Origin of the sequence: Richelia sinica FACHB-800, assembly GCF_014698825.1 — a bacterium.
Taxonomy (GTDB): Bacteria; Cyanobacteriota; Cyanobacteriia; order Cyanobacteriales; family Nostocaceae; genus FACHB-800.
In genome coordinates, this window is the sequence record NZ_JACJTT010000003.1 from 22,866 (window position 1) to 40,061 (window position 17,196).

General features: G+C 38.5%; 12 protein-coding genes. 8 read left to right on the top strand and 4 right to left on the bottom strand.

The window, feature by feature from the left end; translation table 11 throughout:
- The first annotated feature begins 163 nt into the window (after positions 1–163).
- From H6G73_RS03605 to H6G73_RS03630, 6 genes are all read left to right on the top strand, one after another.
- On the top strand, positions 164–1,624 hold the full coding sequence (locus H6G73_RS03605) for a TM0106 family RecB-like putative nuclease (protein ID WP_190601588.1): 1,461 nt from the start codon (positions 164–166) through the stop codon (positions 1,622–1,624).
- A gap of 65 nt (positions 1,625–1,689) precedes the next feature.
- Positions 1,690–2,871 carry an esterase-like activity of phytase family protein gene (locus H6G73_RS03610; RefSeq protein WP_190601589.1) on the top strand — a complete coding sequence of 394 codons (1,182 nt, stop codon included), beginning with the start codon at positions 1,690–1,692 and terminating at the stop codon, positions 2,869–2,871.
- Between the two features lie 538 nt (positions 2,872–3,409).
- Positions 3,410–4,990: a serine/threonine protein kinase gene (locus H6G73_RS03615; protein WP_190601590.1), complete on the top strand. Its 1,581-nt coding sequence runs from the start codon at positions 3,410–3,412 to the stop codon at positions 4,988–4,990.
- A gap of 472 nt (positions 4,991–5,462) precedes the next feature.
- Positions 5,463–6,950 (top strand): serine/threonine protein kinase, encoded by a 1,488-nt coding sequence (locus H6G73_RS03620; RefSeq protein WP_190601591.1) that lies wholly within the window; start codon positions 5,463–5,465, stop codon positions 6,948–6,950.
- Positions 6,951–7,063: 113 nt separating this feature from the next.
- On the top strand, positions 7,064–7,675 hold the full coding sequence (locus H6G73_RS03625) for a methyltransferase family protein (RefSeq protein WP_190601592.1): 612 nt from the start codon (positions 7,064–7,066) through the stop codon (positions 7,673–7,675).
- A gap of 183 nt (positions 7,676–7,858) precedes the next feature.
- A complete protein-coding gene (locus tag H6G73_RS03630; RefSeq protein ID WP_190601593.1) occupies positions 7,859–8,404 on the top strand; it encodes a hypothetical protein in 546 nt (181 codons plus the stop codon).
- Positions 8,405–8,675: 271 nt separating this feature from the next.
- On the opposite strand, the gene H6G73_RS03635 is transcribed toward H6G73_RS03630, so the two are convergent.
- From H6G73_RS03635 to H6G73_RS03645, 3 genes are all read right to left on the bottom strand, one after another.
- A complete protein-coding gene (locus tag H6G73_RS03635) occupies positions 8,676–9,542 on the bottom strand; it encodes a hypothetical protein (protein WP_190601594.1) in 867 nt (288 codons plus the stop codon).
- A gap of 70 nt (positions 9,543–9,612) precedes the next feature.
- Positions 9,613–10,206 carry a DUF1517 domain-containing protein gene (locus H6G73_RS03640; protein ID WP_190601595.1) on the bottom strand — a complete coding sequence of 198 codons (594 nt, stop codon included), beginning with the start codon at positions 10,204–10,206 and terminating at the stop codon, positions 9,613–9,615.
- 126 nt (positions 10,207–10,332) lie between these two features.
- Positions 10,333–11,895, bottom strand: coding sequence for a pentapeptide repeat-containing protein (locus H6G73_RS03645; RefSeq protein ID WP_190601596.1), 1,563 nt, complete (start codon positions 11,893–11,895; stop codon positions 10,333–10,335).
- Positions 11,896–11,975: 80 nt separating this feature from the next.
- Between H6G73_RS03645 and H6G73_RS03650 the strand changes: the two genes are divergently transcribed.
- Entirely contained in the window at positions 11,976–12,815 is an 840-nt protein-coding gene (locus H6G73_RS03650; RefSeq protein ID WP_190601597.1) for a prephenate/arogenate dehydrogenase, read from the top strand.
- Positions 12,816–13,568: 753 nt separating this feature from the next.
- On the opposite strand, the gene H6G73_RS03655 is transcribed toward H6G73_RS03650, so the two are convergent.
- Positions 13,569–15,701: a bifunctional serine/threonine-protein kinase/formylglycine-generating enzyme family protein gene (locus tag H6G73_RS03655; protein ID WP_190601598.1), complete on the bottom strand. Its 2,133-nt coding sequence runs from the start codon at positions 15,699–15,701 to the stop codon at positions 13,569–13,571.
- A 213-nt stretch (positions 15,702–15,914) separates the two neighbouring features.
- On the opposite strand from H6G73_RS03655, the gene H6G73_RS03660 reads away from it, so the two are divergent.
- Positions 15,915–17,183, top strand: coding sequence for an HhoA/HhoB/HtrA family serine endopeptidase (locus tag H6G73_RS03660; protein WP_190601599.1), 1,269 nt, complete (start codon positions 15,915–15,917; stop codon positions 17,181–17,183).
- Positions 17,184–17,196 lie beyond the last annotated feature (13 nt).

The window sequence follows — 17,196 nt, forward strand, 5'->3', positions numbered from 1 at the left end:
TGAGACATGATAAAAGTTGCATTGATAACCTATGGAGGTAGTTTATTCCTATGTATACGGGAAATATATAAAACCTATCTACTATTGCGCGTGCTTTTAATCACACTAAATTTAGTGTTCATAACTACTCCCAGACTGACCCAATTATTGCTAGCTTAAAAGGATGTTAATTAATGCCGAACTTCTCCTGCAATTTCAACGCTGTCAAAGGCGGCCTTACTTAGATACTCATGGTGACCATCACCAGCGAGATGTTCCCAATGAGTTACTGCTGAAGCTGCAACAAGATAAAATTGCCCATCATCAAAGCGTGATGGCACAGTTAATTTATCATCAACCACGTTATTCCCCAGGTAATTGGCAAGCAGGGGCTAAAGCTACTTGGGATTTGATGCAGCAAGGAGTTGACTATATTCATCAGGGTGTTTTATGTACCAGTTATGGTGAGAATTACACCTTAATTAGTCGGCCGGATTTATTAGTGAAACAGCCAGGAAATTCTAATTTGGGTGACTGGTACTATATCCCAGCAGATATTGAACTGGGAAAACGTCCCAAACAAGAATATCAAGTTGTGGCGGCTTTTCATGCTCAAGTTTTAGCAGTCGTACAGGAAGCAAAACCAAAAGAAGCTTGGTTGATACTGCGAAATAAAGATACAGTTTACGAAGTAGACTTGAGTAAATGGATACCACAAATGCAGGTGGTTTTGGCGGAATATATTCAAGCTTTGGAGTCACCAGTTGCACCAGAGGTGTTTATTTCTCGGCAAAAGTGCAATCTTTGTCATTGGTACAATTATTGTTATGCGATCGCTCATTCGCAACAACATTTATCTCTCCTTCCTGGTGTCACACCCATTCGCTATAGCCAACTGCAAGAACTTTCTATTACCAGCGTTGAAGCATTAGCCCAAACTCACCCCAGCACCTTAGAAACTCTCATTGGTTTTGATAGCGAAGTCGCATCAAGATTAACAGTACAAGCCCAATCAGTAGTTACCAAACAACCCCTGATTTTACCTTACGCCTTACCTAGAGAAAAACTCACCTTCACTGCCCCCATTGAGCTATATTTTGACATTGAAGCCCAGCCAGATTTAAACCTCAATTATCTGTTGGGAGTATTAGTAGTGGACAGACAAGCCAATACAGAACAGTTTTACTCCTTTTTAGCGGAAACACCAGCGGTAGAAGGATTGATTTGGCAGCAATTTCTCGATTTAGTCTACCAATATCCCACGGCCCCCATTTACCATTTTTGCTCCTATGAAGTAGATACAGTCAAACGTCTCGCTAAACTGTATCGCACACCCTACCTTCATATCCATCCTATTCTCAACCGCTTTATTGATATCTATGAACAACTAACCCGCAGCGTTGCCTTACCCATCGAAAGTTACGCCCTAAAAGCTATTGCTAGGTGGTTAGGCTTTGAGTGGCGTGATCAACAAGCCAGTGGAGCTAAATGTATTTACTGGTATGATCAATGGTTAGAAACAGGCGATCGTACCTTACTAGAAATGATCCAACGCTATAACGAAGATGACTGCCGCGCCACACGCAACGTCAAAGACTGGCTCGTCAAATACATTCAAAACGAGTATAGATACAATTCAGCTTAATTCCTTACCTACATTCTTACCCATGCTATCTTAAGGAAAAGATATTTACTGGTTGACAATCATTCATGGGAATCACTCAAAAAAACCGCAAAAAAGCACTAATTATTTTTTTTATTCTACCCATTATTTTTATTAATTTCCTGTGGAGTAATATAGCTTCTGCCTCCATGAACATCACTGGTTTAGAGTTTATTGGTGAAGCTTCCCTACCCACAGGATTAATTTTTCAAAAAACAGAAATAGGTGGTTTATCTGGAATTACCTACGATAGAAAAAATGACCTATACTATGCCATTTCTGACGACAGAGGACAAAAGGCCCCATCACGGTTTTACACCCTCAAAATTGACTTAAGTAAAGGCAAGCTAGATAAAAATAATATTTCCATAGTGGGTGTAACCACCTTACTAGATGAAAACAATCAAACCTATCCTCCAGACTCAACCGATACAGAAGGTATTGCTTTAACTAATAAAGATACTGTATTTATTTCTTCCGAAGGCGATACACGTCAATCAATTAATCCTTTTATCAAAGAGTTTTCCTTATCTACTGGTAAAAACCTATCAACTCTCACCATACCAGATAAATTTTTACCCGAGAAAAATGCTAAAAAAGGTATACGTAATAACCTAGCATTTGAAAGTCTCACTATCTCCCCTGATAACAAATCTCTCTTTACAGCTTCAGAAAATGCCTTAATTCAAGACGGTGCAGCTGCTAAACCTGGTACTGGTACTCGTTGCCGAATCTTGCAATACAATTTAGAAACTAATCAACCAGAAAAAGAATATCTTTACCAAACAGAACCTGTCACACAAAGAATAAATTTGACTGGACAGTTTTCTAGTGGTTTACCTGATTTACTTGCCCTTGATAATCAAGGTAACTTATTGTCCATAGAAAGGTCATTTACTGGTATAGGATTTGGAATTTTTATCTTTCAGGTTGCTTTGGAAAAATCCGATAATATTAGTAACATTAATAGCCTTACAGGTAAAGATTTAACCAAAATAAAACCAGCCCAGAAAAAGCTACTTCTAGATTTAAGAAAATTCGATTTTGCATTAGACAATCTAGAGGGTTTAACACTAGGACCTAAACTCTCAGATGGCCAACAATCACTAATTCTGATTAGTGATAATAATTTTAACGGATTACAGCGCACCCAAATACTTGCATTTAAACTTAAAACAGAATCCTCATTGCTCAGGATACTACGTCGCATCCGTATTCTCTTACCCTGATTAGCACCATTTTCTATCCATAGAAGTATTTTCACGGTTATAATCAGGTGTATCTCACCTGATCCAACTTCCCTAAGATTTTGGTTAGGAAGGGTTTCAGCTTGGGATTGTCTGTCAGCGCGGCAGTGCTATCAATCCCATACCCATATAACAAAATCTATTTTCTATTGATGAATCCAAATTCAATTGAAAATTTTTGACAAAATTTACTAAAAATTCATTTTTTTTTACACTAATGAACCAATACACTTGATGATTAGTTTAATTTTCATGTTTTTTGTAGAGGATTAGGTTTTTTCTGCCAAAATCTATCTTAATTTCCTTAAAAAAAACAAGAATATCTATGAAAAGATTCTTGATAATGAATGAATTTTTCTATATACCCTTGTCTTCATGTCCAAAAAAGGATTTATCCAACACAATATACAAAATTTAAATAATTAACACCATTTCCACCTGCAATATTAAAAAATTATTACCACATACTTTCATTCCTTGATGTTTTCCTACCCATAAATTTGACAGTATGAACACAATCATGAACAAATCAAAAACTGAAGCAGATAATTACATAGGAAAATTATTAAGTAATCGTTATTTCATCAAGGATTTATTAGGTCTGGGTGGCATGGGTAGGGTCTATCTAGCAGAAGATATTGCCAAAGGTGGTAAGCTTGTAGCAATTAAAATGCTGAGATTAAATCTAGTCAATGAACAAATAGCACAACGCTTTGGTAGAGAAATATTTATTGGTGCTCAACTAGGTAGAAAAAGTAAAAACATCGTTCGTCTCTTTAGTTATGGGGTAACCGAAGAAAAAATTCCTTTTTACGTAATGGAATATTTACAAGGTAAAACACTCAAACAAATTTTAAAAACACAAACATTATCTTTAGAAAAAATATTAGAAATTAGTCAGCAACTATGTTTAGGCTTACAATGCGCTCATAAAGGTGTGAGTCTCAAAGGACAAATTTATCCTATAGTGCATAGAGATATTAAACCAGAAAATATCTTTATTAATGAAAATAGTAAAAACTCAGAAACTGTTAAAATATTGGATTTCGGAATAGCTAAATTTCTCACAGAAAGTAGTGGGATGACATTAACAGAATCCTTCGTAGGTAGTTTACCTTATTGTTCTCCCGAACATATGGAAGGACAGTTACATCTAGATGTACGTTCTGATATCTACAGTTTGGGGTTGATTATGTTTGAAATGATTACAGGCAAACATCCATTTCATACAACTAGTCGCTCATTTGGCACTTGGTATCAACTACATCGATTTCAAAATCCGCCTAAATTTACCCAAGTCAACCCACAAGTTAAAGTACCGCAAAAATTAGAAGAATTAGTGATGTGGTGTTTAGCGAAGGATGTAAGCGATCGTCCCCAATCCATCAAGGCAGTCTTAGAGGTTTTAAAGACTATTGATGTTCATCCTACAGAATCATCTTTATCATCCTTAGAAGCACCACCAACAGATTCAATATCTGTAAAATTAGTACCAATCACATCCGTAACAGAAAAGGAATGTTTGCAGCAGACTTGGCCAAAAAATAAACCAATTGCACCAATTGTTTTCCCTTACCTTCTTCCTACTACCCAAGGATTAATACCCACTTTTTGGGCCATGTTACCGCGAGCAGAAATTGAAAAATTGATTAATAAAACCCATACCACTGAGTTTATTAGTAAAATCACAGCTTATCCAATGGTTCTCTGGATTACTATTCTTTATGATCAAGAATCTTCCCTCAGTCGGTGGTTATCTTATTATTTAGATATTAAAGATGAAAAAGGGGAAAAAATAGTTAATAATTTAGCCAAATTAGGTTATTATCATTTGCTATTTTTTCCTTTGGAGTCCCCCGATAAATGTGCATATGTAAAAACATTAAATATTACAGTTCATCAGCGTCAAAAATTAGCTGATGAAATCAATTTAAGTCATACATTATCGGAATATATTTCTGCTAAACAGGCCAAAGATTTACTCAAAAAAGAATATGACAATGTCAAGGCTAAAATTATTAAAAGATTATCAATTGAACAGCAAGATGATACACTTGGCTTAAAACCTTGGATAGCCAAATTATTCGATAAGTTGTTTTAAATAAACATGTGAAATTATGTGATGTTTTTTAAGTTAAAGATGCTTGGTATTTACTTCGCAGAGGATATAAACTAGGCATATATTGTTGGGACAAAGTTTTTATATACAAAAATATTCTTCAAACTATTATTTTTTCTCTAATAAATTCGGTTCTTCGGTACTTTTTATGGAGAACCCAGTTCCAAATCATTGAAAACCTTATTGTGTAGGCATTTCATTAAAAATATTACGCATAATAGTTTATAAGCCTTGCCCCGTAAGGGTTGTGTGGTAATCAATCTTCAATTACCATAAAATCTACGCAAGAACCAAATTTACTTCCTGATCATTTAATTTAGCAATTTAGACAAAATTATTCGTCTAATTAATTAACTTCAAATTTTTCTGTCAATAGACAATAATTAAGTTTAATATAGTTAACAAGCTATCGTGTCAACTGTTGATATTTTTTTATAAATTTATATTCAGATTTATGGAGCAATTACTAGCAAACCGCTATCAAATTCAGCAGTTAATTGGTAGGGGGGGTATGGGTGAAGTATTTTTAGCCGCAGATATTTTGTTAGGAAACGCACCTGTCGCTATTAAGTTTTTGTCTCAAACGATTTCTGAGCAAGAAGCACGGGATGATTTTATCCGAGAAGCACTTTTAAGCGCAGCCCTCAGCCAAAAAAGCATTCATATTGTTCGTGCTTATGACTATGGACTAACTTCAACTGGTAAACCATTTTATGTAATGGAATATTTATCAGGTAAAAGTTTAAAAGATTTAATCCCTACTCCTCTACCTTTATTTTTAAATTTAGTTAGGCAAATTTGTTTAGGTCTACAATGCGCTCATACAGGAGTAAGTATTGAGAAGAAAATTTATCCTTTAGTTCATAGAGATATTAAACCTGCAAATATCATGGTCATTCCTGATGAAACATTAGGACAGATTGTCAAAATTTTAGATTTTGGTGTAGCACATTTTTCTAATGGTTCTGCATTTGCTACCCATACAAAAGTTATTGGTACTTTACCTTATTGCTCTCCCGAACAATTAGAAGATGACGAGTTAGATAGTCGTTCAGATATTTATAGTTTGGGTGTGATGATGTTTGAAATGTTAACATCGCAAAAACCTTGGCAACCAGAGAGTGATTTGTTTGGAGCTTGGTATAAGGCACATCAATTTGAACCACCAAGGGCAATTCATGAAGTCAGTCCACAGCTAAAAATACCTCAACAATTAAATGATTTAATCATGACTTGTTTGGCCAAGCAACCAAGTCACCGTCCCCAAGCAGTGGAAGAAATTATCCAAGTATTGAATCAGGTAGAAGAATCTTTACCAAAAGTATCAGTTTCCCCATCTGTAGAGTCAATTCAACATCCCACAACTTTAAATTCTATTTTCCTGGATGAGATTACAAAAGTGTGTTGGCAGATGGCTTGGCCAGCAGATAAACCCATTCGTGAAATTGTGTTTCCTCGATTTATGAATACTGAGGTAGGGAAATTTACAGCTTTATGTTTGATGTTATCTAGACAAGATATTAATCAACGAATGAAAGCCGCTCGTGGGAATAAGTTTATTTTTCTTACCTCTCCTCATCCTATGGTGCTGTGGGTGACATTTCTTTACAATCGAGAATTAGGGCCAAAGTGGCTACCTTGCTATTTGGATATGCAAAATCCCCAGAATATTGAACTACTACTAGCATTAAGTGAGTGCGATCGCTATCCTTTGATATTTTTCACCCTGGAATCACCCCATAGCTGTGCTAATGTCCTCAATAGCAACATTTCTCTTCAACAAAGGCAGTTGTTAAAAACCTGGATAGAAGAAAGTCGCAAACTGCCAATTACATCTTATGCCGCTGTAAGTAAAAGTATATTAAGGGATAAATATAAGGAAATGCAATCAACTATATTGCAAAATCTTGAAAATTTAAAACCTGTCTCAGAAAGTAGTTGAGTCTATCTAGCGGAGGAAAGGAACAATTTTATATTTAGTTCACATGTGTGATAAATCATGGGGACAGTTTACAATTACTAATAATAAATTACACACACAAAAAGATAGATACCATGAAAATCAAGTATGCCATTAATCTCAGTAAGGGACTAACATGGTTCTTTATACTAGGCCTAATGTTTATTTATCACAATTTTACTCTTGGTCCTTGGGTTTATTTAGCACTTCACGGTACTTATGGAATTCTCTGGTTATTAAAAGACCAACTTTCACCAGATAAACAATGGGAACAAGAAGTTTCTATTCCACAGATGATATTCATCTTTTTGATAGTAAGTCTATATTGGGTAGCACCTTTTATTCTGATTAGTAGTGGCACTGTACCACCAATACCGTTAATTGCAGTAGCTATTTCCTTAAATATCTTTGGTGTTTTTCTCCATTTTGCTAGTGATACTCAAAAGTTTTATACTCTTAAATACCAACCAGGACTAATCACCGAAGGCTTTTTTGCTCGTTGTCGCAACACGAATTATTTAGGAGAAATATTGATTTATACTTCATTCGCTCTGCTGACTCAGCACTGGCTACCATTCTTAATTTTAGGAGGTTTTTTCACGTTTATATTTCTGCCAAATATGCGGAAAAAAGATCAATCTTTATCTCGTTACTCGGAGTTTGATGATTATAAAAATAACTCTGGGTTTTTGTTCCCTGGTTTTTAGGTATAAGTCAGTGGTAGTAGCGTTATCACGAGTTGCCTATCCAATTTTTATTGCTACTTGATATTGGTTGCAAGAAAAGACAGCGATAGTTGTTATGGTGGTGATGTTTATGGGAATACTTAGAACCAAGACCCTAGAAAAAATAAATTAGGGTTTGATTACCAATCTGTAGAGAAAACTGCAATGAAAAAAATCATCCCTTTCCATAGTTTTACAATTTTGACCCCGGATGGAGCAGATGAAGTTTTGCAACGGTTAAAACAATGTTTATTATACCAAGGAAGCTTTTCTGAAGAAAGCTTTCAAATCACCAGAACATTCTATCGTACTGCATTAACACAGGTTCAAGGAAGGTTTGAAAAACAATCTCATCAAACAGCTGTCCATATCAAAATCACTCTACACCCAATGTTTATGGTGATGCTTGGGTTTTTGTTTGTCATGTGGTATGGCATAGCAGTTCCTAGTGCTTTTGAATCTGCTACTTATATTTATGCCACACGACAGAAAATACCCTTATCATCATTGCCTGCGGATGGAAACATTACTGCAACAGTCATTCAATCTATATCGGAATCTACCGATGGTACTTTGCCTCCTCATTTAGCAGCTATGTATCTAGGAGGGCCTATATTTGTACTAATTATATTTATCATCAGTTTTTGGGCAGATGCAAAACGCATTCGCCTGGAATTGACCCAAATTATTCGTGGTTCTTCAGATATGTAATACCAATTTAAAAAATGATTGTTACAGATGTAGGTTAGGTTGAGTTACGTATCCCTGCGGGACACTGCGTGAACACGCAGTGTGCCGTTCGCGGTAGCGTTGCGTAGCAAAGGCATAACCCAACACTCTAAAACCTTGTAAACGTTGGGTTTCACTTTTTTCAACCCAACCTACGCATCTGTCGCATTCTTTTATGGAATTGGTATAAGATTATGTAGCCAATAAAAAAGGGGCCATAAACGCCCCAATAAACCGTTTAATTTTAAATCTTTTATCTTCTTCTGCTACCAAAACTACCAGAGGAACGACGGGGGGCAGAACGTCCACTGCTACCAAAACTACTACCAGAACTGCGTCGAGTGGTACTAGATTTACCAGAGGGTTGCAGTGTGCTGCTACCAAAACCAGAACCAGTAGCTCTACCACTTGTATTAGCAGGATTTGAGCGCACGGTAGAGTTGCCACTAGAATTTCTAATTGTACCGGTGGTACGGAAAGTAGTGCGATTTCTCACTGCTGCTGGCGCATCATTATAGCGAGAGCGATAGCTGGACACTGCTGCATCATAGCTAGAACCATAGCCGCCATAGCCTGTCATAATTCCCCCACGACTATAAACTGGAGGAACGTAGTATTGAGGACTAAACAACAGACTACCAATTGCTTGACCTGCCAATGCACCAGCAAATGGGGCCCAGAAACCATTTTCTTGGCGAACGATTACAGTTTCTTGTTGCCCTGTTTGGGGATTGGTTTTTGTTTCTGTGACGTTATGGACATATTCAATTTTAAAGTCCTCGGTCAGATATAACACTGGCTGGCTATTTTCCACCTTTAAGTAGGTTTTTTTGCCAGCTTTAATTTCATCATCACTCAACCGAGCCATTTGCAATTTTTCTGTTGCAAAGGTTGGAGGGGTGCTGTTGAGTAAAAACAGTGTATATTCCCCGTTAGCATCGTTATAGCTTGCTTGTTGTACGGGGTATTGTCCATCACTTAGCTTTGTGGAACTAGCAGTTTGGCTAGATTTGTTGGTTGGAGAAATGTTTTGGCTATCTCCACCACAGGCTACTGTTGTGAGGCACAAAGTTATGGCTAAAGCCAGGACTGTAAATTTACGCAGTATGGTCATGATCATTGCGTGATTGTTTTCTCTACTAGCTCAACAAGTTATCATTGATGGTGCTAATTACAGACTAACGAACAACTTACAATGGGATCAATTCCGGGTAATACTGCAATAACTGGTCGTTGGTCAATTCATCACCTAAGCGAGCGGGAGAGAAGTGGACTTGGATAGCTTTGAGTTTATATTTATAGTGCAAATTGATTAAGGCTTTTAATCCTTCTTGCAATGGGGCAATGCTAGCTAGGTTGGTTTCTAGGTCTGGAACTTCGCCTTCATAGGCTACGGTAATCATAACAACGACATTGCGCGTAGCTGGGAGGGTGAGAGGTTCGTGAGAGCCTGAGTAAGAGCTATAATCTGGTTCACTGAGATATCTTTGGGCAGAATCGGTAAATAGTTCATTCACATAATCTCCTGCTTCTCCTTCACTCCAAAATACATCTCCCTCGTTAGCGGCAGAGAACCAATATTCATCATATTGCAGGAGAGTTTGGCAAATTTCTACCAATATTTCACCCAACACCTGCATGTCGCCATCACTATCAATCGCTTCTCTTCCAGCACGATTTAATACGCCTAAAACAGGGGCGATGTCGCTGCCGCTGAGATGGAGAAATAAACGAAAAACTACATAGCGAGTTTTACCTATCATGCGATTAAAGGTATCACGCATTGTTTTACTCCTAGAATTGATTGAATATAAATGATTTTAAATTCAGGATGGGAATATGAAAGATGAGAAATTTGCAGCAGGGCTGAATTTAAAAATATTTCTCTGGTCTATGTCTCGTTTCCATAACTACTGATTAATGTAATAAAATCCTTTGACAAAATCGACAATCATGTTCAATGATGGCATTAAATGAGATGAATCTTGAGATTCTTGCTCTGCTGAATAATCCTTGTTAATAGATTGATTAATAAATCTTTTGCCAAAGTTAGGGCTATCATAAATCACTAAGGTTTGGGCACTAGAATTTGTTAATATTACTTGTGTTGGTACTTGAAAGAAATTTAATTTAGTAGCTATTTCTATTTTTTTATTGGTTTGTTTAATAATTTTTGATTTTCGCATTGAGTCTTGTAAAAGGATAATAATTTGTTTTACCAATTGAGCAGATTTGAGGTTTTGTCTATTAATCATTTCTTTGCGAATTATATCTACCATGGTGTAAATATTTTTTTGCGCGATCGCAGCATCTTGGAAAGGAAGAATAGCCATGTAAGCTGTGGGTAGTAATGCTTCGTCGCCATTGACGCGGAAGGTGAAGACGGTGCGTCGGCTATCAATTTCTACGTTTGGTGGTTGCTTGAGTCCTTGATATTCCTGAGAAATCTGGTAATAAGTACCTGCAAACACAAAGTTGGCTTCGTGGTCGAGGGGTGCATCAACAACGATGCGGATGGTGGGTGGAGTGGCGTTAAAGAATTCCTTTGTGCTTTCGGAATTAAAGTTTTGGATGAGGGAGCGATCGCCTGCTGGAGACAAATCAATCCATTCACAGGTAATTCCTTCTGTTTTGACTCCAAATCTTTGGGTAGCGTACAGTTTGGCCCCAGTTAACATGGCCCCTGATAAGTCTGCACCTACCCATTCCACTTGAATTAATTTAGCTTGGGTCAAATTGGCATGGACTAAACTAGCATTGGCTAAATTAGCATGACTCAGGTCGGCTCCAATTAAATTTGCACCGCTGAGTTTAGCACCACTTAAATCAGCCCAACTCAAATTAGCTCCCCGTAAATCAGCCCAACGGAGATTTGCACCTCTCAGGTCGGCTCCACTCAGGTTGGACAAGCAAAGATTGGTTTGTCGAAGTTCACTATCTCGTAAGTTGGAACCAGTCAGGTCTGTATAGCCCAGGTCGGCAGCGCTTAAATTAGCTGTTTCTAAGTTAGCTTCTTTCAAAGAACAGCCCCGCAAGTTAGCTTCACTCAAATTGGCATGACGAAGATTAGCTTGTTTCAGGGTAGCCTCTCGTAAATCAGCATTATTTAAGTTGGCTTCACATAGATCAGCACGGGTAAAATCTACCCGAATTAACTCAGCCCTCACTAAGGTGGCTTCACGTAATTGAGCACGACTGAGGTCAGCCCGAATTAAGTTAGCAACGTTGAGACTGGAGTAATTCATAATCGCACCAGTCAAATTAGCACCACTTAAACGAGCGACATTGAGTTTGGCATAACTCAAATCAGCATCACTAAGATTAGTGCCACTGAGGTTAGCTACACTCAAATTGGCTTTAGCCAAATTAATGCCACTCAAGTTTGTGCCACTCAAGTTTGCTTCTGCTAAGTCAGCACCAACAAAGTCTATGACTCCGGTGGCGTATTTTTCTAGTAATTCCTCTATTGTCATGTATCTACCCCTCTGATGCCAACTTTAATAGTTGGTAAAGTATGCAGAGAATCAATGAAAGTTAACTTTTCCAATCAAAAATGAAAATTGGTATTTTAGGACTGGGACTTATAGGTGGCTGTTTGGGTTTTGATTTACGCTCACAAGGACATCATGTCTTGGGAGTCAGCCATCGCGAAACAACCTGTCAAAAGGCAGTTGACCTTGGCAGTGTTGATCAAGCATCAGTGGAATTGAGCTTGTTGGCAAACGCGGAGGTTGTATTTATTTGTACCCCCATAGGACTTATTTTCCCTCAAGTTGAACAGTTAATTAGTCATTTACCTGAGACTACAATTATCACTGATGTTGGTTCGGTAAAAACACCTATAGTGGAAGCGATATCACCAATTTGGCCTAATTTTATTGGTGGACATCCCATGGCTGGTAAAACTGTTGTTGGTATAGAAGCTGCTCAGAGAAACTTATTTGTGAATCGTCCCTATGTCTTAACACCTGTAGCAACTACACCAGACAGGGCTGTAATTGTAGTTGAGGAAATTGTGCGATCGCTTGGCTCTATTATCTATCATTGCTCACCTCAACAGCATGATCGCGCCGTGAGTTGGATTTCTCATTTACCAGTGATGGTGAGTGCTTCTTTAATTGCAGCCTGTTTAAGTGAAACAGATCCAGAAATTGCCCAACTGGCTCAGAAATTTGCTAGTTCTGGCTTTCGAGATACCAGCCGTGTAGGTGGTGGTAATCCTGAACTGGGAGTGATGATGGCCCAGTTTAATCGTCAAGCTTTGCTCACATCTCTGTACCAATATCGTCATAATTTGGACGAATTTATTCAGATCATCGAAGCAGAAAAGTGGCCATTACTAGAAGAAAAGCTGAAATTAAATCAACAAGCTAGACCGAATTTTGTAGAATAATTAGCTTATGGGTGGTCATTCCCTAGTTCTCACACCCTCTAGTTCTCATACCCTCTGTGACTCTCTACCTCACAGACTACTGCACTGCATACCCAGATTTCTATTTCGCCCTAAAATTAATGTTGTGAAGTACCCATCTCATACCATTTTGAAGGATGGATTTTAGAGGGTGGAATGGTCAAGATTGGCTATATCAGCTTTTGGTCTTTCCATTAGTTAGGATCTTGGTTTCAACTTGGTATCATCTGTTGATTGTGTCGCTAAAATTCCCCGGTTTCAACTCTGGGGAGTTGAATAAAAACTTGGTTGTTTCTATAGCAATTTCCTGTTATAGCAATGGACAGAGCGGTTAGGACATTAACTAACACTAAAACTTAGACAGCCAAAGGCTTTTAGCACTGTCACCCGTCACCTGTTACCTGTCACCTGCTATACATCTAGTTCGGTTAATTGATTGATGATTACCGCATCTGTGGAAAAATCGGGAAATATTTTCCCCTACTCCTTGCCCCACCGCTGCCTTAATCATCGTTGTTAGTCGCACATGATATCACCTACTCCTTGCTGTAGAAAAAATCCCTCATCACTGACATGGTGAGGGATCTAAACCAGGTTAGCATCTCTACTATAGATAGTGGTGATTGTATAAGAACCTAAGAAAAAGGAAAGCCACCTCTGACCCTCTTGGGTTGTTGACCTGTGAGGTCTGGAACCTCAGAGACTCATACCCTTCTGTCTTCATTTCTAGGGGGATCAAATTTCTAGCACCACCCGAAAGCCTAGAAAATTGTGCCGATAACCTGGTAATCTGCGATCGCGTGCCGCACAACGACAACCTACTGGCACAAGATACCAAGAACCACCACGCATACTTCGATATCGATAGTAATTATCAAAGTGACCATCTACCCATGGCTTGCCATCGGTGGGAGCACTGCTGTAATTGTCATGCCAGGTATCTTGGCACCATTCCCAGACATTACCGTGCATATCGTATAAACCAAAGGCATTAGCAGCAAAACTGCCCACCTCTGTAGTTTTTTCACGGTATTCTCCAGGTACACCAGACCCATAAACTCCCTTACCGTTGTAGTTAGCTAAATCTGTAGAAATTGTTTCCCCAAAATAAAATGGAGTAGTGGTTCCTGCTCGACAGGCATATTCCCATTCAGCTTCACTTGGTAAACGATATTTCTTACCTGTTCTTTGAGACAGTCGGGTACAAAATTCGATTGCTTCATTCCAAGACACCTGTTCTACAGGTCGATTTCCTCCTGGAAAATGGGATGGTTCCCGCTTTAAATCAATCTCCACTTTTGGTAAAGCAGCAACAGCTGCCCATTGGCTTTGGGTGACAGGAAATTTACCCATAAAAAAAGACTTAATCTGGACAGACAGTTGAGGTCCTTCTGTATCGTTGCGTTGCGCTTCATCCTCTGGAGAACCTAACAAAAATTCACCACCAGGAATACTCACCATGTCTAAAATTTCATTCTGCCCCAAACTTTCTGTAAAAAATTCGGCTTGTTTCCTCGTGCGATGAATTTGCCAACTTCCACCATCAAAAATTAAAGTGGCAGTTTCAAAATTAAAAATTTTTGTAGAATCTAAACCTGATAAGAGAGTGGGAGATTGAGATTTTAGTTCTGCCAACCTGAGATTATCTTCTTTGGTTTCCTGCTGTTGAAATGCTAATTTTTGTGGAGTTAATACTCGCTCTTCAATCAGTACAATATCTTCATGACGTAATCCTAAAAATTGACGATAATCTTGTAAATCCTGTTGTGTAGCTTGATTAAAGGGAAATTGTTGATTAACTGCGGTAATTAATGCCTGTTCATACTCCTGTAATTTCCGTTCATACTCCAAATAAGTTTGAATTACTTCTACTTGAATAGCTAAAGCTTCTTCTTCTGTTAAACCTAACTGTATCCGTTTGGATTCTAGAATTTTGAGCGCGAAGACTGAAAACTTGCCCTGACCCTGCTGGACACGTTGCTTTGCTTCCTGCATGTACTGCTCTTTAGCATGAGGAGAGATAACCCTAGTAGGGATATTTGCTTCAGAATTAGATGTTAAAGCAGCTAAAGCCTCCCTAGCGGAGATGTAACGTAAACTATGGTGACGACGCACCATTTTGGTTAATATTTCGGCTAAATTTTCACTCACATTGACTTGATTTTGCCAGATAATTTCACCAGTTTGGGGGTCTTCTGGCAGATTAATGGGCAAAATTCCCGTCAAAGCCTGAATAGCTGTCATTCCCAAAGCATAGATGTCACTAGCTAAGGTTGGCTTGCCGTTCTTTTGTTCATTGGGCATATAGCCAGAAGAACCAATGACAATACTAGATGTTACTTCTCCCTGACTATTCATCATCAAAGTACCGATTTCTTTGACAGCACCAAAGTCAATCAAAAAAATCTTGCCATCCACCGCTCGACGCATGATGTTTTGGGGTTTAATATCGCGGTGAATGACTCCCTGACTATGTACAAAATCCAAGACTTCCAGAACATCTTTTAATAACTGGAATACATATTCTTCCGGTAAACGCCTACCAGGAATGATTTCTTTGCCTAAATCTTTACCTTCAATAAATTCTTGAACTATATAAAGATGTTTATTTTCTTGCAAATGCGCTAATAATTGAGGAATTTGGGGATGTTTACCCAATCTTTCCAAAATTACAGCTTCTCTTTCAAAGAATTCGACAACACGAGGATGGCTTTGGTGGGGATACAATTGCTTGACTACGCACAATGGTTTGCTTGGTTGTAGATTATCTTGTGCTATGTAGGTCATAGCAAAGCTACCACCGCCTAATTGCTGAATAATTTCGTAGCGTCCTGCCAGTGTATTCACAATACATCCTATATCCCACATACCTGTTCAACTAAACTACAATTATCGCTTACCGTATAGGGAAAAACAACGCAAATACCGATGCTGCTATTTTCCTATCAAGATAGATGATATGCAGTGGTTTTGACTGGATCACATGTCACAATTTTCACAACAAAGTTACATATCTGTCACAACAGCTTCAAATTAAGTATCTACCGTAGTAATAGGTCTGGATATTTTTAAATTTGATCTATGAAGAACTTACCACAAGACGGTGATTCCCATATAGTAAACAGCTGTTCTCACCATACATCCCATCTTCCTCAGTATGGTTTTACTCAATGGAAAAAGGCTATAGCTTCTTTATCATTAGTTTTGTTGGGGTCGGGTATGACCTTAGCTGGTGGGTATTTAGCAGGGCACAAGCATCAGGTAGCTGATAGTGCTGCTAACTTGGGTATGAGCAAAGCTAACGCCGCGTTACCACTACCGGCAATCACCGATTCTAATTTTATCATTCAGGTCGTCCAGAAGGTTGGCCCGGCTGTGGTAAGAATAGACTCTTCACGTACAGTCAAAACTCAGCTACCAGAAGAATTTAATGACCCATTTTTCCGGGGCTTTTTTGGCTCACAGTTGCCTGAGTTACAAGAAAAACGAGTGGAAAGGGGAACTGGTTCTGGTTTTATTATTAGTGCTGATGGTCGTATTCTCACTAATGCCCATGTGGTGGATGGTGCAGATACAGTTAAAGTGACCCTCAAAGATGGACGCAGTTTTCAAGGCAAGGTATTAGGCAAAGATGAATTAACTGATGTTGCAGTGGTGAAAATTGATGCAAAGCAATTGCCCACAGTATCTTTAGGAAATTCTGACCAATTGCAACCGGGAGAATGGGCGATCGCGATCGGCAATCCTCTTGGTTTAGATAATACCGTAACTACAGGCATTATTAGTGCTACAGGACGTTCTAGTAATCAAGTTGGTGTTCCTGATAAGCGTGTCCAGTTTTTGCAAACTGATGCAGCGATTAACCCTGGTAACTCTGGTGGGCCCTTACTCAACTCCCGTGGTGAAGTAATTGGTATGAATACAGCTATCATTCAAGGAGCACAAGGTCTAGGTTTTGCCATTCCCATTAACACTGCACAACGCATTTCTCAACAATTAATCGCTACTGGTAAAGCACAACACCCTTACTTAGGTATTCAAATGGTGGGTTTGACACCAGAGTTAAAACAAAAAATAAACTCCGATCCTAACAGCGGCCTGACTGTCAGTGAAGCTGAAGGTGTATTAGTAATTAAAGTTATGCCTAATTCCCCCGCAGGAAAAGCGGGTATTCGCGCTGGAGATGTCATTCAAAAACTCAATGGTCAACCGGTTACAGATGCACCAAGTGTCCAAAAAGCTGTGGATGCTGGCCAGGTGGGAGCAGATTTAAGTTTAGAGTTGCGTCGTAATGGGCAAAGCCTGAATTTAGCGGTGAAAGCCGGTAATGCTCCTGCACCAATACAGTAATACTAATTCAATT